Here is a 24,315-nt window from a genome sequence, read left to right as displayed (position 1 = left end):
CGGTGAGCCCCAGCAATGCTTCGCTACATCGCCATCAACCTCGTCCGCGCCGCCGGGCTGTTCGTCATCGTCGGTTTCATCACCTTCACGGTCACGTTCACCGACGGCATCGGAATCGCTCGCTCGGTTCTCGGGCTCAGCGCCTCCGATGAGCAGGTTGCGGCCAAGGCGGAAGAGCTGGGGCTCACGCGTCCCCTCATCGTCCAGTACCTCGACTACCTGTCCGGGGTAGTTCAGGGCGACCTGGGGGCGTCCTTCCTCACCGGGCAATCGGTGACGGATGCCCTGTCGACGCGCATCCCGGTCACACTGTCGCTCATCGTCATCACGATGACCTTGACAGCCATCCTCAGCGTGGTGCTCGGCGTTACTGCCGCTCTCTATGGGGGCTGGGTGGATCGGGTCGTGCAGTTCCTCTCCGTGCTGGGTGCTGCTGTTCCCGGGTTCATCCTCGCGATCGGGCTCGTGTTCGCATTCGCCATCGCGATTCCGCTCTATCCAGCGACCGGGTACATACCGATAGCCGACGGTGTCCAAGGGTGGCTGTGGTCGCTCACCCTGCCGGTCACCGCGCTCCTCGTCGGCACGATCGCCTCGTCGGCGCAGCAGTTCCGTGGGTCCGTTCTCGACGCGCTGTCGCAGGACTACGTGCGCACGCTGCGATCGCGGGGCATCAAGGAAGGACCGCTTCTGTTCCGCCACGTCCTTCGCAATGCCGCCGGGCCCGGCCTCGTGGTCCTCAGCCTCACAACGCTCGGACTTCTCGGCGCTGCGCTGTTCATCGAGCAGGTCTTCGCCCTCCCCGGCATCGGCCAGCTCATCGTGTCGTCAGCTCAGGCCGGCGACGTCCCCATGGTGATGGGCACGGTGGTCTTCACAATGATCCTCGTCCTCGTCATCAACTTCCTCGCCGACCTGCTCATCGGCGTTCTCAACCCGAAGTCGAGGATCCGATGACCGTCGACCAGCACGAAATCGACCCGGCCGCCGACGGCACGGCGGTGCTCGCACGCAAAGGCGTTCGGCGCAACACGTTCCGTTCGCTGCTCAAGAACCCGTTCGCGGTGTTCGGCTACGTGGTCCTGGCGATCCTCGTCTTCGTGGCAGTGACGGTTCCGTGGCTCGCACCATACCCACCCAATGCCACCGATCTGGCTGCGGCGAACGTGCCACCCTTCACCGAGGGACATCTCTTCGGTACGGACCAGTCCGGCCGGGACATCCTGTCGCGGCTGATGTGGGGCACCCAGGCGACGCTTCTCGCCTGCGTGCTCGTGCTGGGCGTCTCGCTCGTCCTCGGCCTCACGTCAGGGCTCGTCGCCGGTTTTTACCGGGGCAAGACGGAAGCGGTCGCCAACTTCATCTCGGACTTGATCATGTCGCTTCCCGGGATCGCGGTGATCATCTCGCTCTACTCGCTCACCGGCCCGAACATCCCCGCGGCAATGACGGCGTTCGGCGTCATCGTCACCCCCAGCTTCTACCGACTGGTGCGATCCGTTGTGATCAGCGTGCGGTCGGAGCTCTACGTGGATGCGGCCAAGGTCGTCGGGCTCTCCGACTTACGCATCGTCGGACGCCACGTCCTCTCGGCCGTGCGCGCGCCGGTCATCGTGCAGAGCTCGTTCGTTCTCGCCACGGCCGTCGCCCTGCTCGCGGGAGTCGACTTCATCGGCCTCGGCAGCCCCAACGAGCCGTCCTGGGGCCGCGTCCTTCAGGAGGCATTCGAGAACATCTACCTGGTGCCGGCGAACATCTTCTTCCCTGCCGTAATCATCAGTGTGACGATCCTCGCGTTCGTACTCCTGGGCAACGCGCTGCGTGACACGCTGCAAGCCTCCAACCGCAGCGCCTCGCTCAAGCCGTCGCGGCGTCGTTCCCTGGCGCGCGTCGCACAGGACGAGCGCGTGGCTGGCGTGAACGACCTGACACCGCCTCAGGATGTCGTCCTCGCGGTGCGCGGACTCCGGGTCGGATACCCCGTCTCTGCGGACGACGTGGGTGCGGTAGTTCATGGAGTCGATCTGGATGTCAGGCGCGGCGAGATCCACGGACTGGTCGGCGAGTCCGGCTCCGGCAAGTCCCAGATCGCGTTCTCGGTGGTCGGCATCCTGCCACGCGAAGCGGTCGTCCTCGGCGGCAGCGTCTTCTTCCAGGGCAAGGATCTGCTCGCCGACAAAGCTCGCATCCGAAAAGCCCGAGGACGGCAGATCGCCTATGTGCCGCAAGAGCCCATGTCGAATCTCGACCCGTCCTTCACGATCGGCGCGCAGCTCATCTACGGTCTGCGCGCGGCCACGGGCGTCTCCAAGTCCCGCGCGCGTACGGCGCTCGTGGACCTGCTCACACGCGTCGGCATCGACGACCCCGACCGCGTGATGCGGCTGTATCCGCACGAGATCTCGGGTGGAATGGCGCAGCGCGTGCTGATCTGCGGCGCCGTGGCTTCGTCTCCCGAACTGATCGTGGCGGACGAACCGACCACCGCGCTCGATGTCACCGTGCAGGCGGAGGTACTCGAGCTGCTGCGCGAGCTGAGCCTGGAGCGGGGCCTCGCCATGATCATCGTCACGCACAATCTCGGGGTGGTGGCAGACATCTGCGACCGGGTGAGCGTCATGAAGGATGGGCGGATCGTCGAGAGCAACGACGTCGACACGCTCTTCGCCGCCCCCGCACACCCCTACACACGCGACCTCCTGGAATCGTCGCGCAAGGTCGAGCTGATGGAGGTGACCGGTGATGAGTGAGTCGCTGCTCGAGATCAACAATCTGGTCGTCCGCTACGGCGGCCGGCGCGGCGGGAAGACGGTGATCGAGGACGTCTCGCTGGCCCTCAATGCCGGAGAGACGGTGAGCCTCGTCGGGGAGTCCGGATCGGGGAAGACGACGATCGGCCGAGCGATCCTGGGCCTGGCCCCTGTCACGGAGGGCACGATCTCCTTCCGCGGGCAGGAGATCAGCAACATCTCCCGGGCGCGGCGTCGCCAGGTCGCCCGCGACATCCAGGTCATCTTCCAGGACCCCTACTCGTCACTGAATCCCTCGATGACGGTGGAGACCATCCTCGTCGAGCCGCTCCGCGCCGCCGGAGTCGCCCAGGGCCGTACGCGGGTTCGTGAGCTGCTGGATGCCGTCGGACTTCCGTCCGATGCCGGTTCTCGGTATCCGCGCGAGTTCTCCGGCGGCCAACGTCAGCGCATCGCGATCGCACGGGCGCTCGCGCTCGATCCATCCGTGATCGTGTGCGATGAACCCACCAGCGCGCTCGACGTGACGACACAGGCTCGGGTGCTGGCGCTCCTCGATGAACTGCAGAAGGAGACGGGAGTCGCCTACCTGTTCATCAGTCACGACCTCGGCGTCGTCCATGCCATCAGCGACCGCATCGCTGTGCTGCAGGGCGGCCGCATCGTGGAGATCGGGGACGCACACCAGGTCGCGACCAAACCTCAGCATCCGTACACACGTCGGCTGCAGATGTCGGCACCCATCGCCGACCCGCCGCGGCAACGAGCGCGCCGCGATGAGCGCCTCCGGCTATTCGGCCCGGCGCTGTCCTCCGATGCGGCCGGCAGCTCGGCCGCTTCCGCCTGATCACGGCGGACACCTCTCTCACACACCTCAGGACACACATGACTCCCCTCTCGGCGCCGACCGCACCTCGATTCGAGCACCGCACCGACGGCGGTCCGGCTCTCGGCCTCACGACGGTCCGGCCTCGGCTGAGCTGGACCGTGCCGCACGCGCCCGAGGACTACCGGCAGACCGCATACGAGGTCGAGATCCACCGACGCGATGACGACACCGAACGATGGGTGGTGGAATCGACGGATCAGGTGCTGGTGCCCTGGCCGTCCGCTCCGCTCGACGCCCGCGAATCGGTGACGCTGCGGCTCCGTGTGCGGGGCAGCGACTGGAGTCCCTGGAGTGAGCCGGCACAGGCGGAGGCCGGCCTGATCGCGCCGACCGACTGGAAGGCTCGGTTCATCAGCCCGGTCGGGCTCGGCGGGCTCCGGCAACCCGCTCCGCAGTTGCGGGGCGCGCTCCAGGTCTCTGGGCGCGTGGTGAAGGCGCGGCTCTTCGCCACCGCACACGGCCTGCTCTCCGCGCGCCTGAACGGGAACCCCATCGACGACACCGTGCTCGCCCCCGGATGGACGTCATACGAGCACCGGCTTCGCGTCCGCGCCTATGACGTGACGTCGCTCATCAGAGAGGGCGAGAACACGATCGACGTGACCCTCGGCAACGGCTGGTGGCGCGGCCGGTTGGGCTTCCTCGGCCAGCGAGCGCACTACGGCCATCGGCTCGCTTTCCTCGGGCAGCTGGAAGTGACCACCGACGACGGCAACGTCCACGTGCTCGCCACCGATGAATCGTGGGGTGCTCGGGCGTCCGGGATTCTGATGGACGACATCTACGACGGGCAGACGACCGACCTCCGACATGACCCTGCCGCACCCTTCGACCACGCCGTCGAGATCGTCGACGCGGACCTCGCCGTGCTCGTGGGCGAAGACGGACCACCGATGCGGGTCACAGAGTCCGTTCCCGCGCAACAGATCTGGCGATCTCCCAGCGGCAAGCTTCTGATCGACTTCGGCCAGAACCTCGTCGGCTGGGTGCGGCTGCGCGTGCCGTCATCGAAGCCCGGCGATGAGGTCGTCATCCGGCACGCCGAGGTGCTCGACGCCGGCGAACTCGGCGTGGGCCCGCTTCGCAGCGCCAAAGCGACGGACACGTACTACCTGGCGGGGACCGGTCACGAGATCCTCGAACCATCGCTCACCTTTCATGGCTTCCGCTATGCCGAAGTCGACGGGCTCGACGAGATCCGGCGTGAAGACGTCGAGGCGATCGTCATCGGCAGTGACCTGACTCGCATCGGCTGGTTCGAGTCGAGTCACGAGATGCTGAACCACCTGCATCGCAACGTGGTCTGGGGCATGAGAGGGAACTTCCTCGACGTTCCGACCGATTGCCCGCAAAGAGACGAACGCCTCGGGTGGACGGGCGACATCCAAGTCTTCTCACCCACTGCCACCTACCTCTTCGATACCGGCGGGTTCCTGACATCCTGGCTCGCAGATCTCGCGGCAGAACAGGATCCTTCAGGACGAGTACCGCACGTCGTGCCAGACATCCTTCGATCCGAGGTGACGACCATTCCGACGGCGGCCTGGGGTGATGCAGCGACGGTGGTGCCGTGGGTGCTGTGGCAGCAGGCCGGCGACCGCGGGATTCTCGGGCGGCAGTTCGCGAGCATGCGCGCATGGGTCGACCATGTCGCCTCTATCGCCGGGGATGATCTGATCTGGCGGGGAGGGGTGCAGTACGGCGACTGGCTCGACCCCGCCGCCCCCGCCGACGACCCGTTCAACGCGAAGTCAGATGCGGATGTCGTTGCGACTGCGCACTTCGCCCGCTCGGCCGACATCGTCGCGCAAGCTGCCGAGGCGTTGGGTGACGCGGATGCGGCGCAGTGCTACGGCCGCCTCGCCGAGCGGGTACGCGCTGCGTTCAATGCCGAGTTCGTCGCTCCGTCGGGCCGAATCGTCTCGGACGCTCAGACCGTCTACGCAATGGCGCTGGAGTGGGACCTGCTGCCCGACGCACGACAGCGTGCGACTGCCGGCGAGCGACTGGCGGACCTGGTGCGGGCGAGCAGCTTCCGGATCGCGACCGGATTCGTCGGAACGCCGCTCATCTGCGACGCGCTGACGAACGCGGGATTCGAGGATCTGGCGGTCCGTCTCCTCTTGCAAACACAGTCACCGTCCTGGCTGTATCCGATCACCGTCGGCGCGACGACCATCTGGGAGCGCTGGGACAGCCTGCTTCCCGACGGCACGATCAATTCGAACGGGATGACCTCGTTCAATCACTACGCACTCGGAAGCGTGGTGGACTGGGTCCACCGCCGCGTCGCGGGGCTGGCCGCCGCAGCCCCCGGCTACCGGGCTATCTCGGTTCGCCCCATCTTCCCGTCAGCACTGGATCATTGCTCAGCGCGTCACCGCACGCCGTACGGCGATGCCGCAGTGAGTTGGTCGCGAGCGGATGGCGTCGTCACGCTCGATCTGGAAGTCCCAGTGGGCGCCCGTGCGGAGGTCGAGCTTCCGGGAGACGCCACAGTCAGGACGGTCGGGCACGGCCGTCACCGTTGGCAGTTCACGGAACCGTCCGCGGGGGAGAAGGCGCTCAACACGGTGAGGGACTTCCTGGATGACGAGGACGCGTGGGAGGAGTTGACGCGCTTCGCGGTCGACAACAGGCTCGTCACGTCGGAGACGCAGCTCGCGCGATTGCTCGCGCCGTTCCGTGATCGGCCCGTCGCGGAGATCGCTGATGCGGTTTGGACGCGCATCTGGCCGTCCGAGTCGACGAAGGCGGCGCTCGCCGGGCTCGTCGCGAACTATGCGGCAGCCGCCCCTGCGCCCATCCGGCCGCTGTCCGCCCAGCTCGAAGACGCTGCCCTTCATGTCTGAACGAGTGGCCGCATCGACTTCGCTGACGAAGAGTCTCAGCGCGGAACTGCATCCGATCATCCCGGGGTTTCATCCCGATCCCACGATCTGCCGCGTGGGTGACGACTATTACCTCGCGCACTCGAGCTTCGAATACTTCCCGGGTGCCCCGATCTTTCACAGCCGGGACCTGGTGACCTGGAGCCAGATCGGCAACATCCTCACGCGACGATCGCAGTTCCGGGCCGGCACCTCCGGACCCTCCACGGGAATCTATGGTTCGACGCTTCGTCACCGTGACGGGCGCTTCTGGTTCATCACCACGAACGTCAGCGACTTCGAGTCAGGACAGTTGATCGTCCACGCGACCGATCCCGCAGGGCCGTGGAGTGACCCCGTGTTCGTTCCTGAGGCCATCGGCATCGATCCCGATCTGTGCTGGGACGATGACGGCGCCTGCTACCTCACCTGGCATGTTCTCGACTTCACGGTCGGTGGCCAAGGGATCCGCCAGGCGCCGATCGACCTGGAGACGGGTCGCCTCCTCGAGCCGCACTATGCGGTGTGGCAGGGGAGTGGGATGCCGATGGCAGAGGGTCCTCACCTCTACCGCATCGGCGACTATTGGTACATCATGCTCGCCGAGGGCGGCACTGAGCGGGGGCACTGCGTGACCATCGCGCGGGGACCGAGTCCGCGCGGCCCTTTCGAATCCTGCAGCCTGAATCCGGTCTTCACCCACCGAAGCAGCTCCCATCCGGTGCAGAACGTCGGTCATGCCGACCTCGTTCAGACTCCGGACGGTGGATGGGCAGCCGTCTATCTGGGTGCGCGCCCGCGCGGGTCCACGCCGGGCTTTCATGTGCTCGGCCGTGAGACGTTCCTGGCCGGCGTCGACTGGGTCGACGGGTGGCCAGTGTTCGATGAGGCACGATTCGAGATCCCGGACAAGCCCTCCGGCTTCGTGGAGCACTTCATCGGCGCCGACCTCGACCCTCGATGGGTCGCGGCGGGCAGCGAACCCGACGCCGTCGTCGAACGGGCTCCGGAGGGCGGCCTCAGATTCCGTCGGTGGGGATCGGCGGCCGATGTGCTGTGCACACGCGTCGCGGACTTCGCGTGGCAGGCTGACGCCATCGTGGAGCGGTCCGGCACGGTCGGGCTGCGGCTGGACGACCGCCACTGGTGCGGGGTCATCTTCGAGAACGACCGCGCTCAGGCGATCGTGCAGATCGGCGACATCCGTCAGCGGGTCGGCGCAGTCGAGATCACCGGCGACACGGCGACCTTGCGCGTCTCGACGACGCCTCCACAGACGGCACCGGTGCCATTCGGCTACGCCGGCCCCGACGACGTCGTGCTCTCGGTCGTTCGCGACGGCGAAGCGATCGAGATCGCCCGACTCGACGGCCGCTACTTCTCCACCGAGGTCGCCGCCGGCTTCACCGGCCGGATGCTCGCACTCGGCGCGCCGTCGCGTGACGGGCGTGTCGTGTCCGTGACCTACCAGCCACTGCCCGATTGACTCGCTTCGAGGAACCATGCGCCACATCGACCCACAGACCCCAGCTTCCGCGGTTCTCCAGCAGCCTGACGCGAAACACGCCATCGGGGTGATCGCTCCCGATCTGCTGGCATCGCCGATGCTCACACAGCTTGCTGATTTTCCCTTCGGCTCGCTGGCAACGTTGATCCTCGGCGAGGGTGATCCACGCAGGGCAACGGTCCTCGAGGCCGTCGCCCAGTTCGAGGACCTCAGTCCCCTCCCGCCACAGGACCCTGCCATCACCGCTTCCCTCGACTATGAGGGTGCGAACGTCTCACGGGGATCCGCCACCGTGGAGATGCCGAATGCCGCGGCCAGGAACGAGCGGGTCGAAATCGTTCTGCGAGGTCCGTCGCACGGCAATCCGTTCGTCGACGTCGAACTCGCCGCGACATTCACGCTCGATGACACCACCGCCTTCCACATCGGGGGCTTCTACGACGGCGACGGCGTGTACCGACTGCGCTTCCTGCCCCCACGTGCCGGCCGCTGGACTTTCACGACGCAGTCGACGGCGCGCTCGCTCGATGGTGTGCGCGGCGTGGTCGATGTCGACGAATCAGTTGCCGCGGGGCCGGTCCGCGTGAGTGGACGCGGGTTCGTGCGGGCCGATGGCACGCCGTTCGTCCCCGTCGGCACAACGTCGTACGCCTGGACGCACCAACCGACGGCGCTGCAGGAGCAGACGCTGCGCTCGCTGGCGACCGCGCCGTTCAACAAGCTGCGAATGGGGCTGTTTCCCAAGTCGTTCCTGTTCAACTCGAACGAACCCGAGCGGTTCGTGTTCCCGCGTGCCGAGGGTGGCGCCTTCGACACGACTCGCTTCGATCTGGAGTACTTCAGTCATCTCGAACGGCGCATCGACGAACTCGCGGATCTCGGGATCGACGCGGACGTGATTCTCTTCCACCCCTATGACCGGTGGGGATTCGCCAGGCTCGGCGCCGCCGCCGACGACCGATACGTGTCGTACGTGGTACGCCGCCTGTCGGCATTCCCGAACGTCTGGTGGTCGATGGCGAACGAGTACGACCTCCTCACCGCGATGCGTCGCGAGGACTGGGACCGGCTCGCCGGGCTGGTGGTCGCCAACGACCCGGTGGGGCATCCGCTGTCGATCCACAACTGGGTGGAGATCTTCGACTACACGGCCGAGTGGGCCACGCATGCCAGCATCCAAGGCGGCGGGCGGGAGATGGCGCAGTCGGTGGCGAAGTGGCGCAACCGATGGGACAAGCCGATCGTCGTCGACGAGTTCGGCTACGAGGGCGACATCGACCAGGGGTGGGGGAACCTCACCGCCGAGGAGGTAGTCCGCAGGTTCTGGGAGGCGACGCTGCAGGGCGCGTTCCTCACGCACGGCGAGACCTTCTGGTCAGACGACGAGGTGATCTTCTGGGCGAAGGGAGGCACGCTCCGGGGTGAGAGCCTTCCTCGACTCGCGTTCCTGCGCGAGCTGATCGAGGCCGCCCCGGATGGACGGATCGCGCCGCTGCCGAGCGACTGGGACTTCGCCACCGGCGGGGGAGACGGCTACGCGCTGACGTACTTCAGCGACGCCCGGCCGAAGTTTCGCACCGTGCGGGTGCCTCAGGGGATGCGGGCGAAGATCGACATCATCGACACCTGGGGTATGACGATAGAGGAGTTGCCCGGCATCCACGAAAGCGACGTGCGCGTCGATCTCCCCGCCCGCCCTTACGTCGCTGTGCGGGTGCGAGCAGCCGACTGACCGGCAGCGGATCCACGCTCGGATCCGCTGCCGTCACATCTCCCCGACGGCGACCGCGGCATGCGCATCGGCCAGGCCGGGGGAGCGTACCGTGACCGTAATCTGGCCCTCGCCGGTCGGCCGTACGATGGCGAGCGCGCGCCCATCGAAGGTGGTGCAGCTGGTCGAATCGAATCGCTCCTCCGTCGCCGGCCGCGCCGAGCCGAGGGCGACGAGCTCGCCCGGGCCGTCCACCGACACGTGGACGAGGGCGTCTTCGGAGCTGTTCAAGACATCGCGCCCGTCGCGGAACTCGATGCTGATGTAGGCCAGGTCGCCTGGGTCGGCTTGGATGCGGGACCGATCTGCGGACGCGACGAGCACTCGGTCGGATGCCGTCACCAGCGAGGTGCGCTCGCTCGGGATGCCGTCACGGTAGGCGATCGCGACGAGTTCTCCCGGCTCGTACCCGACATCGAAGCGGGCGCGGAAGTCGGCCGCCGGCCCCGCAGCCGACCGTCCGAGGGAACGCCCGTTCAACACAAGCTCCACCTCATCCGCGTCGCTGTAGACCTCGACCTCAGCACGCGCTCCGCCCGGAAGCTCCCAGGTCCAGCTCGCCACGGCGTCGCTCCAGGCCCACTGCATCTCGAGCCTTCGACGGCCGTAGTGCTGCGGTCTCAGCACCGCGATGAAGGGCTCGCGACGCAGTCCGTAGACGATCTCCCGGTAGTAGGACTGGGGCCGCCGGAAGCCCGTGATGTCGAGATCTCCCGCCCACGCGGTGAGCCAGGGGAAATCGGGGTCGCCGCCGCCGCGAACCTCGGGATCGTCGGTGTAGTCGGTGCGCCCGAGCCCGACCTCCCCGAGGTAGTCCCAACCCGTCCAGGTGAACCCGCCGATCACGTGATCGTGCGCGACCGTATCCGCCCACGACTGGGCGGTCACGCGTGGGTTGGTCTCGGTGCCGAGCACGACTCGATTCGGAAAGACGACGGCGTCTGGCGCGTAGCGTGCCTCGGCGTAGTTCAGGCCGGCGATGTCCGCCGCGGCGTGCGCCTCTGCCGTGCGGACCGTGACGACATCGGACACGGTGACCTCGTCGAAGAACTCCGTCATCTCGTTCATGACGTCGTTGACGCCGCGGGCCGTCGCGTCCGCGAGGCGGTTCTTCAGGTCGTCGATGACCTCACCCGCCACGGCCCAGAAGCTGCTCACAGCGGTGGTGATGAAGCGGGTCTCATCGCTGAGGCGGATCCGCTCGGCGATGTCGCGCGCCAGCGAACCCCCGAAACCCGACCCGTACTCGTGGATCTCATTGCCGATGCAATACAGGATCACGCTCGGGTGGTTGAAGTCCTTCTTGATCATCGCGTCGACGTCGCGTTCCCACCACTCCGGGAAATCGAGTGTGTAATCGTAGGGCTTGTTCATCTCGGCCCACGCATCGAATGTCTCGTCGAACACGAGCACGCCGAGCCGGTCACATGCATCGAGCATCGCTGGACTCGCGGGGCAGTGCGAGCTGCGGATGGCGTTGAACCCGGCCGCCTTCAGAAGTTCGATGCGACGCTCCTCCGCCCGCCGGATGGTGGCGGCACCCAATGGGCCGTTGTCGTGATGGATGCACGCGCCGCGGAGCTTGATCGGCTCGTCGTTGATCCGGAGTCCATGGCGCGGGTCGATACGGATCGTGCGGATGCCGAACGACGTGTTCACGTCATGCGCGTCGTCGCTCTCTTCATCGCGCAGCCGTGCGCGGAAGTCGTAGAGGTGCGGGTGATCGACGCCCCACCGCTGGGGGGCGTCGACGTAGAGCCGATTGCGAATCGTCGTCGTCGCATTCGGGCGGATCGTGACAGGTCCGCGATCACGCGCCACGATCGCCCCGGTGTCGTCGCGCACCTCGACCTCGAGCGACAGTCGGCGAGTGACCACGCTCTCGTTGCGCACCAGGATGGCGGATTCGACGACGGCACGCTCGTCGTCGACATCCGGCGTGGTGATGCGGATCTCGTCATCGACGATGTGAGCCAGCGGCGTGACCACGAGATGGACGTCGCGGTAGATGCCGAGACCGGTGTACCACCGGGAGTCCTGGTTCGCTCGCGCCTCGACCCGGACGACGTTCTCCTGCCCGTAGCGGAGGTGGGCATCGAGGGAGACGCGGAAGACGCTGTACCCGTACTTCCATTGGCCCGCGAACTCGCCGTTCACGTAGACCATGGCGTCGCGGTACACGCCTTCGAACTCGATGGTCACCCGTCGCTCGCGCCACTCGACCGGAACGTCAAAGCGCTTTGTGTATTCGACCTCGCCGCCGGGAAAGAACGCCGATGATGGGCCGCCGGGGACATCGGAGGACCGGGTGAATCCGATCATGGCGTCGTGGGGGAGCGTGACTTTCTGGGAAGCCGCACCGCCCATGAGGTCTACGAAACCGCTCACCTTGCGGCGGACCGACCAGTCGTCGTTGAACAGGTACTTGTTCATGCTGCTCCGTTCGCGCGTCACGTGCGGGAGCGACCCCTGCCGCACGCTACAACTGTCAGGATCGGCGGGAAACGCGGCCGTGCGTCTGGATCGATCCTCACGTCCTGCCTACTGCGTGCCCGCCCGACCGGCAACATCAGCCGTGCCGGGTTGCGCAATAGTCGCCACGAGCAAGGCTCGGACAGCCGTCTCCTCGTAGTCTCGAGATCCCCACCGTTCGCGGCGTTGGTGCGCCTGGGATATCCGGCAGCGCGCAAGGGTCTGAGAAGGCATCAGCCATGTCGCACGACAGTCGTGCCACGAAACGGGCAGCGAGCCGGCGGTATCGCCGCCACCCCGTACCCCGTCCGACACACAGAACTCCTGGTTCGCCGTTTCCGCGGCTCGGGCTCCTGGTTCTCGCGGCCGCCATTTTCGTCTCGATGTCGACCGAGTTCCTGCCCGGCGGCCTCGTGCCGAACATCGCCGAGACGTTCGACCGCCCGGTCACCGATGTCGGGCAGCTCATCACCGTGTTCGCCGGAGCCGTGATCCTCACCACGACCCCGCTCGCCGTCCTCACTCGACGGATGCCGCGCAAGCCGCTCGCGATCATCGCCCTCGTCGGGATCGCAGCGGCGACGAGCCTGACCGCCCTGGCACCCACGTTCGAGATGCTCCTCATCGCTCGCGGGGCAGGCGGGGTGGCGCACGGGCTGTTCTGGTCGGTGGCTGCGGCATACGCGGCGGATCTCGTGCCCTCGTCGCAACTGGGACGCGCGACGGCGATCACGGCGGCGGGTGGTTCGGTCGCCGGCGTGCTGGGAGTGCCGCTCGGCAATGCGCTGGGTCAGGCGTTCGGGTGGCGAGTCGCCTTTGGAAGCCTTGCGGCTGTTGCAGTGCTCGTCGTAGTCCTGGTCGCGCTGCTGCTACCCGCCGTGACACCGCGTCCGCCGGCACCGCGCGGTGCGTCAGCGCAAGAGTCCTCGACGCAGTCGGCACTCCGGGGCATCCTGCTCGTGTGCGCGATCATCCTGCTCGTCGTGATCGGACAGACCACATACGGCACTTACTCGGTCGTGTGGCTCGGCGAAGTCGCCGCCGTCCCGTCGGCGGCGATCCCTGCCTTCCTCTTCGGCACGGGCCTCGCGGCATTTGTCGCGGTGTCTGCCGTGGGCAGGATCGCCGACAGATTCCCGAACGGCGCGGTGCCGGTGGCGGTCGGGTTGTTCGCGGTTCTGAGCGCGCTGTTCCCGCTCGCGGCCGCGTGGGGGATCGGTGCTCTCGTCGTCACCGCACTCCTGCAGGCGATGGCGTTCGCTGTCGTCCCCATCCTGCTGCAGGCCCGAATGATGAGAATCGCACCACCCAACCAGCGTGCGACCGCAGCCGCACTGCAGACCACCGCGTTCAACGTCGCGATCGGCGGCGGCGCCGCCCTCGGCGCGCTCGTGGTCGGAGCATGGGGGCTCGGTGCCCTGCCCTGGGTGGCTGCCGTGCTCCCCGTGGCGGGACTGATCCTGCTGCTCCTCACGCCCCGAGCCTCGACATCGCACGCAGGTACCGACCCACACCCGTCCCCGAGCCACACGGAGGTTCACAGTGTCTCCTGAGTCAGCCCACCTCGACACCGCGCTCAGCGCCCCGGAGCGTGCCGACCGCCTCCTCGCCGAGATGACGTTGCGTGATAAGGCGCATCAGCTCGTCTCCGTGCCGCCCTGGTACCTGGTGCTCGCCGACGGCTCCGCTCCGGCGGTGCGCGACGAGTGGCTGGAGAAGGCGCCCGGCCACATCTCCAACTTCGGGGTCGACGACCCCGCGACGATGGCGCGCATCGTCGGGGACCTGCAGCGCACCGCCATCGAGGGCACGCGTCTCGGCATCCCGCTGCTCCTGCACATCGAGGCGCTGAACGGACTGCTCGCCGGTGGACATATGGTCTTCCCCACATCGATCGGGCTCGCGGCCACCTGGAGCCCGGACCTCGTGCAGGAGATGGCCGACACGATCCGAAAGCAGATGCTCCGGGTCGGCGTGCGGCAGGCGTTGTCGCCCAACATGGACATCGCCCTGGATCCGCGTTGGGGGCGGGTGCACGAGACCTACGGCGAGGATCCGTACCTCGTGGCAGCGCTCAGCGTCGCATACACCCGCGGTCTTCAGGGTGAGGATCTCCGCACGGGCGCCATCGCCACCGCGAAGCACTTCGTCGGCTACGGCCTGCCGACAGGCGGCATGAACCTCTCCTCGTACGAGGGGGGTCCCCGGCGCACGCGTGACCTCTTCGCGTACCCGTTCGAGGCTGCGATCCAGTTGGCCGGCCTCGGGTCGGTCATGAACTCTTACTCCGACGTGGACGGTGTTCCGGCCGCGGCGAACCCGGACGTGCTCACCACCTTGTTGCGCGACACGCTCGGCTTCGACGGGTTCGTCTCGAGCGACTACATGACGCTGGAGCACATCCACACCCGCCAGCGGGCCGCTGCCTCGCCCGCCGATGCAGGTCGCCTGACGATCGCCGCCGGACTCGACACCGAGTTCCCCGTTCCGTATGGCTACGGCGACGCGCTCGTCGGCGAGGTCGAAGCCGGTCGCGTCGACATCGCATACGTCGACCGCTCGGTGCGACGCATCCTCACCGCGAAGTTCCGGCTCGGGCTGTTCGAGAACCCTTACCCCGCGGAGCGCATCGAGATTGCCGAGGTGGCAGCCGAAGGCCGCAGGCTCTCGCGCGAGCTCGCGCGCCGCTCGGTCGTCCTCGTCAAGAACGACGGGTTGCTGCCTCTTGCATCCGGTGCCACGAACGTGGCGGTGATCGGTCCCCACGCCGATGCCGTGAAGCTGCAGTTCCCTACGTACAGCTACCCCGCGTTCCGCGACATGACCACCTTCATGTCGGGCGGCGGCATGGGCAACATGGTCGGGATCGATCCGGGCATGGCCGCATGGAACAACAGCCTGTTCCCGTCGATGCCGATCGAGGACTTCGTGCGCGACAGGCTGGACGCGACCTCGCTCATCGACGAGGTCGACCGTCACGCGCTCGCCACCCACGTCGCGGCGGGCAGCACTCTGACGACCGACCTCGGAGAGGATGCGATCGCGGATGCCGTGGCCGCGGCGGCGGCATCCGATGTCGTCGTGCTCGCGCTCGGCGGTGCGAGTCTCTGGTTCAATGGCGAGCGCACCGAGGGCGAGGCGAGCGACTCCGCTGACATCGCGCTACCCCCGGCACAGGTGCGCCTCGCTGAGGCCGTCGCCGCGACAGGCAAACCCGTCGTGGTCGTACTCGTGCAGGGTCGCGCGTACACGCTGCCCCAGGTGATCCAGGATGCCGCTGCGATCGTGGTGGCGTCATACGGCGGCCCCTTCGGTCCGGCGGCTGTAGCCGACGTGCTGTTCGGAGAGGTGAACCCGAGCGGAAATCTGCCGTACAGCATCCCGCGTCATACGGGTCAGATCCCCGTCTACCACCACCAGCGCGCCGGCACCGGGTACCGCAACCCGCTGCCGCCCGATGTCGACCGCCACTACCTCGACATGTCGGCGACACCTCTCTATACGTTCGGACATGGACTCAGTTACACCGAGTTCGTGCTGTCAGACCTGGTGGCGGATGCCGAGATGACGACCACCGGATCGGTGCGGATCGCGGCGACCGTGGAGAATGCGGGCGTGCGCAGCGGAGACACGGTCGTGCAGCTCTACGCGCACGTGAACACCGTCGGGGCCACGCGCCCCGCTCAGCAGCTCGCGGGATTCGCGCGGGTCTCGCTCGATGCGGGGGAGGCGCGGCGGGTGACGTTCACGCTGGATGCCGCGCAACTCGGGTACACGGACATCGGAGGCGAGTTCGTCGTCGAGCCGTCGCCGGTGAACGTATGGGTGAGCTTTGACGCCGAGTCGCGACCGCTCGAGACGGTGGTGGACGTCACCGGACCCCGCCGTCGGCTGAGGAGCTCCGAACGGACCTTCCTGTCGGAATCGGCGGTCGTGAACGACGGAGGCTCTCTATGACTGCATCGCGACAGCTTTTCCTCGGTGGAGAAGTACACAACTCAAGCGCAAGCAGCCCTGCTTCGATCCGCGAGGCATTCCGCCGTGTCCGCGATATCGGCGCCGACTCCGTGCTCGCGCCGATCTCGTGGGAGACGGTCGAGCCGCGCGAGGGTGACTTCGATCTCTCGCTCGTCGACACTGCACTGGAAGCGGCCGAGACGGAGGGGCTGCGATGGATCCCGCTGTGGTTCGGTGCCTGGAAGAACGGGGCGTCTACGTACGTCCCGGGCTGGGTCAAGCGAGATGGTGCGCGTTTTCCACGCGCGCGATCGGCGGAGCGGGCGATGCACCACATCTCGCCGTTCGGTGGGGCGATCGCGGCGGCCGATGCCACCGCGTTCGCACGGGTCCTCGCGCATATACGCGAATCCGGAGTGGCGCACGTTGTCCCCTTCGTGCAAGTCGAGAACGAACCGGGGCTTCTGGGTGCTCGTCGCGACGAGAGCGATGTGGCCGAGACGCACTGGAACCGGGACGTGCCTGATGCCGTGATTGCCGCTGCGCGCGACGGGGGCGGGCGCCTGCTCTCGGCGTGGGAGGCAGAAGGCTCGCGAACGGCGGGCTCTTGGAGGGAAGTCTTCGGATCCGAGGCGGATGAGGTTCTCATGGCGTGGGGGTACGCAACGCATATCGAGGAGGTCGCAGCACGCGGACGTGCGGAACTGGACGTTCCCCTCTACGTCAACGCTTGGCTCGACGCGGTGAATCCGATGACACCGGCCGACCAGCTTGTCGCCGGCGGTATGGAGCCCGGCGGCTACCCGAGCGGCGGGCCGGTCCCTCACCTGCTTTCCCTCTGGCGGGCGCTTGCGCCATCCATCGACTTCTTCTCGCCGGACATCTACTTCGGCGACTTCGACGCGACGTGCCGCGCATACGCCGCAGCTTCCGATCGCCTGGTCATACCTGAGATGAGGCGGGATCAGCTGGGCATCGCTCACATGTTCCGAGCGATTGGTGAACACGGCGCCGAGCTCGTTGCACCTTTCGGTCTCGACTCCTTGCACCCGGGCGCGCCGGACTACGACGAGATTGTGGACGCATACGGGCTGCTGTCGGCGATGCGGCCCACAATCGCCATCGCTCACTCCGATGACATCCGCGGGTTCTTCGTCGATCGCGCCCATCCCGTCTCGCACATGACGATCGGAGGCTTTGATCTCGTCGCGTCGCTGGATGATCCTCACGGCATGCTCGATGACGGCGAGATCGGTTACGGCATCGCCGTTGGCATCGAGGGCTCGGTGCGAGTGGCAGGCCGGGGGTTTGTGCTGCAGCCCGCTGAGACGACGACCGGTTCCGTAGGGCTGGCCTCGGTGATCGAGCGAACCCGACAGCTCGAGGTCCACCGAGTACTCAACGGCGACGAGGTCGGCGGCGGCAGCGGGGTGCGCTTCCATCGCCTGTACTCCGGTCGCGGACAGGGTGTCGTTCCCTTCGACACGCGATTCACCGGCATCGTGGACCTGGAGTTCTACCGCTTCGAGTGAACGTCCTGGTCAGGCGCGAAACGAACGGTGCCGTGGAGGGATCGAATCCATGGGGCGGAAATGAGAAGGATCCGTCTCGGTCCAACTTCCGCGTAGTTCCGCGGTTCTTCGGGGCTTCAGCTTTCGGTTCGATCAGCCCGAATCAGGCCGTTTTGAACGAAGTGTGGGCGAACTGTGGGCAAGCCGCGTTGCGTCGGGACGCACGCAGCTTGTGATGCATCAGGACATCGCTGACGTTTCTGCATCAGGACATCTCTGACAGTCCGGTGGTGGGGGTGCTGCGGCCGCGGGGTCGGCGGTTGCTGACGTAGGTTGTGCCGGGTTTGGCCAGGGGGTGTTCGATGATGAGGGTGTCGGCGAGGCCGAACACCTGAACCGACTTCCCGGCGTCCAGGACGCAGAACCGCTGACCGCCGAGGGCGCGGGCGCGTCCGATCTTGATGCCATCCCAACTGTCGACAACCTCGGTCGGATTCGGATCGCGAAAGCAAGGCGTTACGCCCCCGCGGTCGCGGCACGCTCGGAGATAAGGGTGATGCATCGGACTCGGCAACCGACGAAGCCCATGAGGTGAAAGCCCGCGGACCCCGACGCAGCCCCGGTTGCCGATGAATCGCATCGGGCAATTTGGTGATTGTCGCGCGTGGCCGAGATCAGCGGAAATTCGCGGAATCCCGGTGGTACGAGATGCCTGGGGCAATGCTGAATCGGGGATTCTGGCGATCAATCGAGCGCTGCATTGTTGACTGCGTCGGCGGGCGATGTTAGCGTGACGCAACGATACGTCATCGAGGTCGTTCGAATCAGTCGGCGTTGGGGCCGCAAGGGAGAGTGTGCATGGGTTCCCCGAACTCGCGGAGGGTGCTACTTCGCTCGTCTTGGCAGGATGTCAACATCGGCGATGTCGCTCACTCGCCTGGAGCGATGGCGGCATTGCTCGAGGCGGATCCGGGCGCGGAGATCACTTTGTGGCCGGTTGCGCTCGGCGCGAGAGAAGAAGCGCTGGTGCGCCGGGCGTTTCCTCAGGTGGCGATCGCCCGCGGCGAATGCACCAGCAGTGGCGAGCTCACGACGCCTGAACTCGAAAGGGCGTGGAACTCTGCCGACGTGCTGGTGCACGGTTCGGCGGCTGATGTGGTGAATCGCCAAGCAGAGTTCGCGCATTGGTCGCGCAGCTCGGGAAGGCCGCACGGATACGCCGGCGTGACGGTCGATCTGGTGTCCCCTCCGACCTGGGGCACACTGACTGAATTGCAGGCAGTGGCCGAGCTCCTTCCCGAAGGCTTCCTCGATGAGGCGGGGCGGGAGCCTCTCGACTCCGCCGAGTTCATCTTCGCCAGGGATTCGATTTCGCTGACTTACCTGCGTGGTCAGCGGATTCAGGCTGAGACGCTGGAGTTCGGCCCCGACTGCACCTTCGCCTATGACTATGCCGATCGCAGCACGATCGACCCATTCCGCGAGGAGCTGGGTCTAGGCGATGACGACTTCGCATGCTTCGTGCCGCGCCTGCGTTACGCGCCGTACGCTCAGATGCGCGGCGAGGCGGCTACGCCGGAGAGCCTGCGTCGGGATGCGATCAACGCGGCGACGTCTCAGGCCGACTTGGGCGCCATCGTTGCAGCCATCGTGGCCTGGGTTCGTCGCACCAACTCGATCGCCGTCGTCGTCCCGGAGATGTCCTACGTCCCCGCCTACTCACGCACTGATCTCCTTCCCCTACTGCCCGCGGATGTCGCGCCTCGCGTGAGAGTCCTGGACCGATTTTGGTCCCTCGCGGAAGCGAGCGCCGTGTATTCCATTAGTCGGGCGGTGATCAGCATGGAATGCCATTCGCCGATCATCGCGTCGGCACATGCAGTACCGACCGTGTATCTGCGCCAGCCCACTGAGACGGTCAAGGGGCGCATGTATGACGACCTGGGCGGCTCGGACTTGCTCATCGAAGTACGTCCCGGCGCTGAGGTGGCGGCGGAAGCTACCGTCGTCAGCATCATTGACGACCCGCAGCGGTGGAGTGACACCTCCGCGAGGGTGAATGCCGTTGCTCGCAGACGACTTCGGCAGATGGCCAAGACAATCCTGTTCGGCGAACCGACCCCACCCTTTGAGTCGGCACTCGTTGGCGAACTGACCGGAGGTACACGATGAGAAACCCAATGAGGCCGCGCGGGGCAGAGCGTCTACGCCGTGGCATGACGATTGTCGCCGCGAGCTCAGCAGTGCTGCTGACCCTTGCCGCGTGCGGTCAAGCGGAGAACCTGGCCCAGGGCGAAGATACGGCAGCGCCGGCAGGGCCCGTGGAAATCCGCGTTGCCTGGTGGGGTGCGGAAGGGCGCCACGAGCAGACTCAAGCTGCTCTGAAGGTGTGTGAATCGGCCCTCGGCAATGTCACCACCTCAGCGGAGTTCGCAAGCCAGGGTTATGACGACCGTCTCGCCACCCAGTTCGCCGCCAGCGATGCGCCCGACATCATTCAGGTGACGAGTGGACACGTCACGTCCTACGGCCAGCGCGGGGGGCTGGTGGACATCGCCACCGTCAAGGAGCACATCGACAGCTCGGCCATCGCACCTGGCGTGCTGAACCAGGACTCGGTCGATGGTAAGAACTACGCGGTTCCGATCACAGTCAACGCCTCGGGGATCGTGCTCAACGTCGGGCTCATGGAGCAATACGGACTCGAGCGCCCGGACGACGAAAACTGGACGTGGGAGGACTTGTTCGAGTACGCCAGCAGCGTCTACAAAGCATCCGACGGCGCGATCTGGGGACTGCAGCAGCCGAGCGAGGACATCCGCCTGCTGGGCATCTGGGCACGACAGCTCGGGCACTCGGACGGACTCTTCAGCGAGACCGGAGTGGGAGTGGACACCGAAGTGATCTCCTCGTTCCTGGAGTACGGCTATGACCTGCAGGAATCCGAGGGGTCTGCGCCTGCCTCCGTCTCGATCGAGCACCAGGGCGGAGGTGTTGAGCAGACCATGATCGGCACCGGCAAGGCATTGATGGCGGTGCGGCCGATCAACGAGATCACCGCTCTCGTCGCAGCCACCGGGTCTGAATTCGAGTTGCTCCAGTTGCCAGTCCACGACGACGGCGAAACGGGCCAGACTTTCCGTTCGATGAGCTGGGCGATCACCTCCAATTCTGAGCACCCGGTGGAGGCGGCGCAGATGCTGAACTGTCTTCAAGGCAACCTGGATGCCGCTGACATCCTGCAGGCCGAGCGTGGCCTTCCGGCGAACCAGGAGGTCGTGGAGCACATCAGGTCCAACCTCTCACCCGAGCAGCAGATGATGGCGGACTTCGTGGCCATCGTCCAGGAGAACGCATCAGAGGCTGCGCCGATGGCACCCCCGCCTGGCGCCGACACCGCCGAGCAGATGCTACGGCGTTATGCCGAGGACATGCTCTTCGATCGGATCTCGCCCGTCGAGGCTGCCGAGCAGTTCACGGCCGAGCTCAACCAGAGTGTCTCCGACGCCGGCTGACGAAGCGCGATCCCGCGACTCATCCACGACAGCAAATGACTCAGGGTGCTAGGGGAATGACAATGTTCGACGCGACATCGAAGGAGGTGTGACATGGCAGTCGTACGTGGGTCCTCGAAACTCCGCAAGGCAGCCGCGACGGCCGCCAAGGCACCCCGCAGCCGAGGAGATGGCAAGGCCGCGGCCGTGTTCCTTTTGCCCTGGTTCATCGGTCTGGCGGTGATCGTCGTCGGCCCGTTGCTGGCATCGCTGTACCTGTCCTTCACGAACTACGACCTGTTCCAGGATCCGAAATTCATCGGGCTGGAGAACTACACGCGCCTATTCCAGGATCAGCGGCTGGCGCAGTCGCTTCAGGTCACCTTCACGTATGTGCTCGTCTCGGTACCGTTGCAACTCGCAGCCGCGCTCGGGCTGGCGATGGTGCTGGACAGGGGCGTGCGCGGTCTGTCGTTCTATCGTTCGGTCTTCTATCTGCCATCGCTGCTCGGTGCTTCGGTGGCGATCGCGATCCTGTGGCGGCAGCTGTTCGGCACCGACGGCGTGCTCAATCAAGCGATTGCGTGGTTCAACGGTATTCAGCCACTTATACAGATCGGCACGCAGGGCTGGGTGTCCGACCCCGACTACGCGCTTGGCACCCTGATGGTCCTGAATGTCTGGACGTTCGGCTCGCCCATGGTGATTTTCCTCGCCGGACTTCGCCAGATTCCGGAGATGTACTACGAGGCGGCGAGCCTTGACGGTGCGTCCAAGTTCCGCCAGTTCATCAGCATCACATTCCCCATGCTGACTCCGGTGGTCTTCTTCAACCTCGTTCTTCAAACCATCAATGCCTTCCAGTCCTTCACTCAAGCATTCATTGTCTCTGGGGGAACTGGCGGACCCGTTGATTCGACCCTGTTCTACACGCTGTACCTCTACCTCCAGGGTTTCGCCAACTTCAATATGGGTTACGCCTCGGCGATGGCGTGGCTCTTGGTGCTCATCATCGGGGCTATGACTGCGCTCAACTTCTTCGCCTCAAAGTATTGGGTCTTCCACGATGACTGAACTCATGTCTCCTGCAACCGTGAGCGATTCCGCTGCAACCGTGACTGATTCCCCTGCAACCGTGACCGGCTCCATGGTGCAGCGGCGCCATGGCCGTGCTCGGCAGGGATGGGTGCGGCTGCGGGCGCTGACAAAGCATGCCGTCCTCATCACGGTTGGCCTATTGATGATCTATCCGCTGCTGTGGATGCTGGCCTCGTCGTTCAAGCCTGATGCGCTCATCTTCAGCGAGCCCGGCCTGATTCCCACCGATTTCACGACGGAGAATTACGAACAGGGTTGGAACGCCCTGAGCCACCCGTTCAGCCACTATCTGATCAATTCCTTTTTGGTAGTGGCGGGCTCGATCGTGGGCAATCTGGTGTCCTGCTCGTTGGCGGCCTATGCCTTCGCGAGGCTGAACTTCCCGCTCCGGAGGTTGTGGTTCGCGGTCATGCTGATCACGATCATGCTGCCGATCCACGTGATCATCGTGCCCCAGTACGTGCTCTTCTCTCAGTTGGGATGGCTTAACACCTTCCTGCCCTTGATCGTCCCGAAGCTACTGGCCACCGATTCCTTCTTCATCTTCCTGATGGTTCAGTTCTTCCGTGGTGTCCCCAAGGAACTCGACGAGGCTGCCCGAATCGACGGCGCGGGCCATGCACGGATCTTCGTCAACATCATGCTTCCGCTGGCAGCCCCTGCGCTCGCGACGACGGCGATCTTCACGTTCATCTGGACGTGGAACGACTTCTTCTCTCAGCTGATCTTCCTCACCGATCCGGACCTCTACACCGTCCCCATCGCCCTGCGTGCCTTCCTCGACTCCACAGGCGAATCGTCGTGGGGCGCGATGTTCGCGATGTCGATCCTTTCGCTTGTCCCTCTCTTCGTGATGTTCCTCCTGGGCCAGCGATTCCTCGTACGCGGGATCGCCACGACCGGTCTGAAGTAGCCGTCCTTGCCAAAAGTGACCTCCTATCGCCGCTAGAGTGAGCAAGATGGCGACGCAGAAGGACATCGCCCGCCTAGCCGGGGTATCTGTATCCACGGTCTCTGCGGTGCTCAACGGAACCACTCACACCCGAATGAGTGCCGACACTCGAACCCGCGTCGAAGCAGCGGTTGCCGAGTTGGCGTATGTGCCCAACGATGCCGCCCGTGCGTTGCGCCGTCGGCACGCCGGGACGATCGCAGTCGTCGTGGAGAACCTCGAGAATCCGGTGTACAAGGAACTGCTGGAGGGGATCTACGAAGCCGCCGAGGAACGTGGATGGGCGATCATGCTCGGCGACACGATGTGGATGAAGTCCGGCAGCCGTTTCCTCGCGCGACTGCTGGGCCAGGGCTCTGTCGATGCGATCGTGCTGCGGACAGGCGAATTGCTCGATGAGGCGGTGATGAGTTCGCTCCGTTCACACCCGACTCCGGTCGTGCTGGTGGAGTATCAGTCAAACCACGATGGCGCGTGGGTCTCCGCGGACGAGACAGCGGCGGGACGAGTGGCGACTGAGCACCTCATCGAGGCTGGACACACGAACATCGCGTTCGTCGGGGGTCAAGACATCCATCCGGTGAACCCACGGCATGACGGGTATGTCAGCGCCTTGACGCGCGCGGGGTTGGTCCCTCGTCCCCCTCTGTTCACCGGCTACGGCGCTCAGGCCGGAGCTGCAGGACTGGCGATGCTTCAATCTGGCGATGCGATGCCGACGGCGATCGTGGTCAACAACGTCGTCTCGGCGCTGGGGTTGCTGGCAGCCGCAGCCGATGGAGGAATCGATGTTCCCCGGGAACTCTCGGTGGTCGGAGTGCACGACGCCGAGATCGCTGAGTTGGTTCGGCCACGGCTGACGACAGTCCACCTGCCGATGCGAGAGGTGGGGATTCGGGCCGTCGAGCAGGTGTCCGCCCTGCTCTCGGGAGAGGCTCCACAACGTGGAGTCATCTCCGAACCGCCGCCGTACGTCATTCCGCGCGAGAGTGTGAAGCCTCCGACCGGTTGACGTCTCCGGGTGCTCGCTGAGCGCTGGGCCGG

15 protein-coding genes are annotated in these 24,315 nt (G+C 65.9%); 14 read left to right on the top strand and 1 reads right to left on the bottom strand.

Annotation, left to right across the window (positions count from 1 at the left end):
• The first annotated feature begins 15 nt into the window (after nt 1-15).
• From MRBLMI12_RS01450 to MRBLMI12_RS01425, 6 genes are all read left to right on the top strand, one after another.
• Nucleotides 16-957, top strand: coding sequence for an ABC transporter permease (locus MRBLMI12_RS01450; protein WP_363353272.1), 942 nt, complete (start codon nt 16-18; stop codon nt 955-957).
• Nucleotides 954-2,750, top strand: coding sequence for a dipeptide/oligopeptide/nickel ABC transporter permease/ATP-binding protein (locus MRBLMI12_RS01445; RefSeq protein WP_363353270.1), 1,797 nt, complete (start codon nt 954-956; stop codon nt 2,748-2,750). The genes MRBLMI12_RS01450 and MRBLMI12_RS01445 overlap by 4 nt, the downstream gene beginning before the upstream one ends.
• Entirely contained in the window at nt 2,743-3,597 is an 855-nt protein-coding gene (locus MRBLMI12_RS01440; RefSeq protein ID WP_363353268.1) for an ATP-binding cassette domain-containing protein, read from the top strand. Before MRBLMI12_RS01445 ends, MRBLMI12_RS01440 begins: the two co-directional genes overlap by 8 nt.
• Nucleotides 3,598-3,635: 38 nt before the next feature.
• The gene (locus MRBLMI12_RS01435; protein WP_363353266.1) at nt 3,636-6,491 is read left to right on the top strand and encodes an alpha-L-rhamnosidase; all 2,856 of its coding nucleotides are present in this window, start codon (nt 3,636-3,638) and stop codon (nt 6,489-6,491) included.
• The gene (locus MRBLMI12_RS01430) at nt 6,484-7,995 is read left to right on the top strand and encodes a glycoside hydrolase family 43 protein (protein ID WP_363353264.1); all 1,512 of its coding nucleotides are present in this window, start codon (nt 6,484-6,486) and stop codon (nt 7,993-7,995) included. The genes MRBLMI12_RS01435 and MRBLMI12_RS01430 overlap by 8 nt, the downstream gene beginning before the upstream one ends.
• A 319-nt stretch (nt 7,996-8,314) precedes the next feature.
• On the top strand, nt 8,315-9,748 hold the full coding sequence (locus MRBLMI12_RS01425) for a DUF5605 domain-containing protein (protein ID WP_363355699.1): 1,434 nt from the start codon (nt 8,315-8,317) through the stop codon (nt 9,746-9,748).
• A 33-nt stretch (nt 9,749-9,781) separates the two neighbouring features.
• Here MRBLMI12_RS01425 and MRBLMI12_RS01420 read toward each other — a convergent pair whose 3' ends face one another.
• Complete coding sequence (locus tag MRBLMI12_RS01420; protein ID WP_363353262.1) at nt 9,782-12,220, bottom strand: glycoside hydrolase family 2 TIM barrel-domain containing protein; 2,439 nt, start codon at nt 12,218-12,220, stop codon at nt 9,782-9,784.
• 278 nt (nt 12,221-12,498) lie between these two features.
• Between MRBLMI12_RS01420 and MRBLMI12_RS01415 the strand changes: the two genes are divergently transcribed.
• From MRBLMI12_RS01415 to MRBLMI12_RS01380, 8 genes are all read left to right on the top strand, one after another.
• On the top strand, nt 12,499-13,812 hold the full coding sequence (locus MRBLMI12_RS01415) for an MFS transporter (protein WP_363353260.1): 1,314 nt from the start codon (nt 12,499-12,501) through the stop codon (nt 13,810-13,812).
• Nucleotides 13,802-16,216 (top strand): glycoside hydrolase family 3 N-terminal domain-containing protein, encoded by a 2,415-nt coding sequence (locus MRBLMI12_RS01410; protein WP_363353258.1) that lies wholly within the window; start codon nt 13,802-13,804, stop codon nt 16,214-16,216. Before MRBLMI12_RS01415 ends, MRBLMI12_RS01410 begins: the two co-directional genes overlap by 11 nt.
• Nucleotides 16,213-17,748, top strand: coding sequence for a DUF5597 domain-containing protein (locus tag MRBLMI12_RS01405; RefSeq protein WP_363353256.1), 1,536 nt, complete (start codon nt 16,213-16,215; stop codon nt 17,746-17,748). Before MRBLMI12_RS01410 ends, MRBLMI12_RS01405 begins: the two co-directional genes overlap by 4 nt.
• A gap of 924 nt (nt 17,749-18,672) precedes the next feature.
• Nucleotides 18,673-19,899 carry a polysaccharide pyruvyl transferase family protein gene (locus MRBLMI12_RS01400; protein WP_404907086.1) on the top strand — a complete coding sequence of 409 codons (1,227 nt, stop codon included), beginning with the start codon at nt 18,673-18,675 and terminating at the stop codon, nt 19,897-19,899.
• A 44-nt stretch (nt 19,900-19,943) separates the two neighbouring features.
• Nucleotides 19,944-21,242, top strand: coding sequence for an ABC transporter substrate-binding protein (locus tag MRBLMI12_RS01395; protein ID WP_363353252.1), 1,299 nt, complete (start codon nt 19,944-19,946; stop codon nt 21,240-21,242).
• Between the two features lie 93 nt (nt 21,243-21,335).
• The gene (locus MRBLMI12_RS01390) at nt 21,336-22,295 is read left to right on the top strand and encodes a carbohydrate ABC transporter permease (RefSeq protein ID WP_363353250.1); all 960 of its coding nucleotides are present in this window, start codon (nt 21,336-21,338) and stop codon (nt 22,293-22,295) included.
• Between the two features lie 73 nt (nt 22,296-22,368).
• On the top strand, nt 22,369-23,232 hold the full coding sequence (locus tag MRBLMI12_RS01385) for a carbohydrate ABC transporter permease (RefSeq protein ID WP_363355697.1): 864 nt from the start codon (nt 22,369-22,371) through the stop codon (nt 23,230-23,232).
• Nucleotides 23,233-23,278: 46 nt separating this feature from the next.
• A complete protein-coding gene (locus MRBLMI12_RS01380) occupies nt 23,279-24,283 on the top strand; it encodes a LacI family DNA-binding transcriptional regulator (protein WP_363353248.1) in 1,005 nt (334 codons plus the stop codon).
• Nucleotides 24,284-24,315 lie beyond the last annotated feature (32 nt).

Source organism: Microbacterium sp. LMI12-1-1.1, assembly GCF_040676455.1.
Taxonomy (GTDB): domain Bacteria; phylum Actinomycetota; class Actinomycetes; order Actinomycetales; family Microbacteriaceae; genus Microbacterium.
The sequence above is the reverse complement of the archived record's forward strand: the minus strand, read 5'-3'. Positions and strand labels throughout refer to the sequence as shown.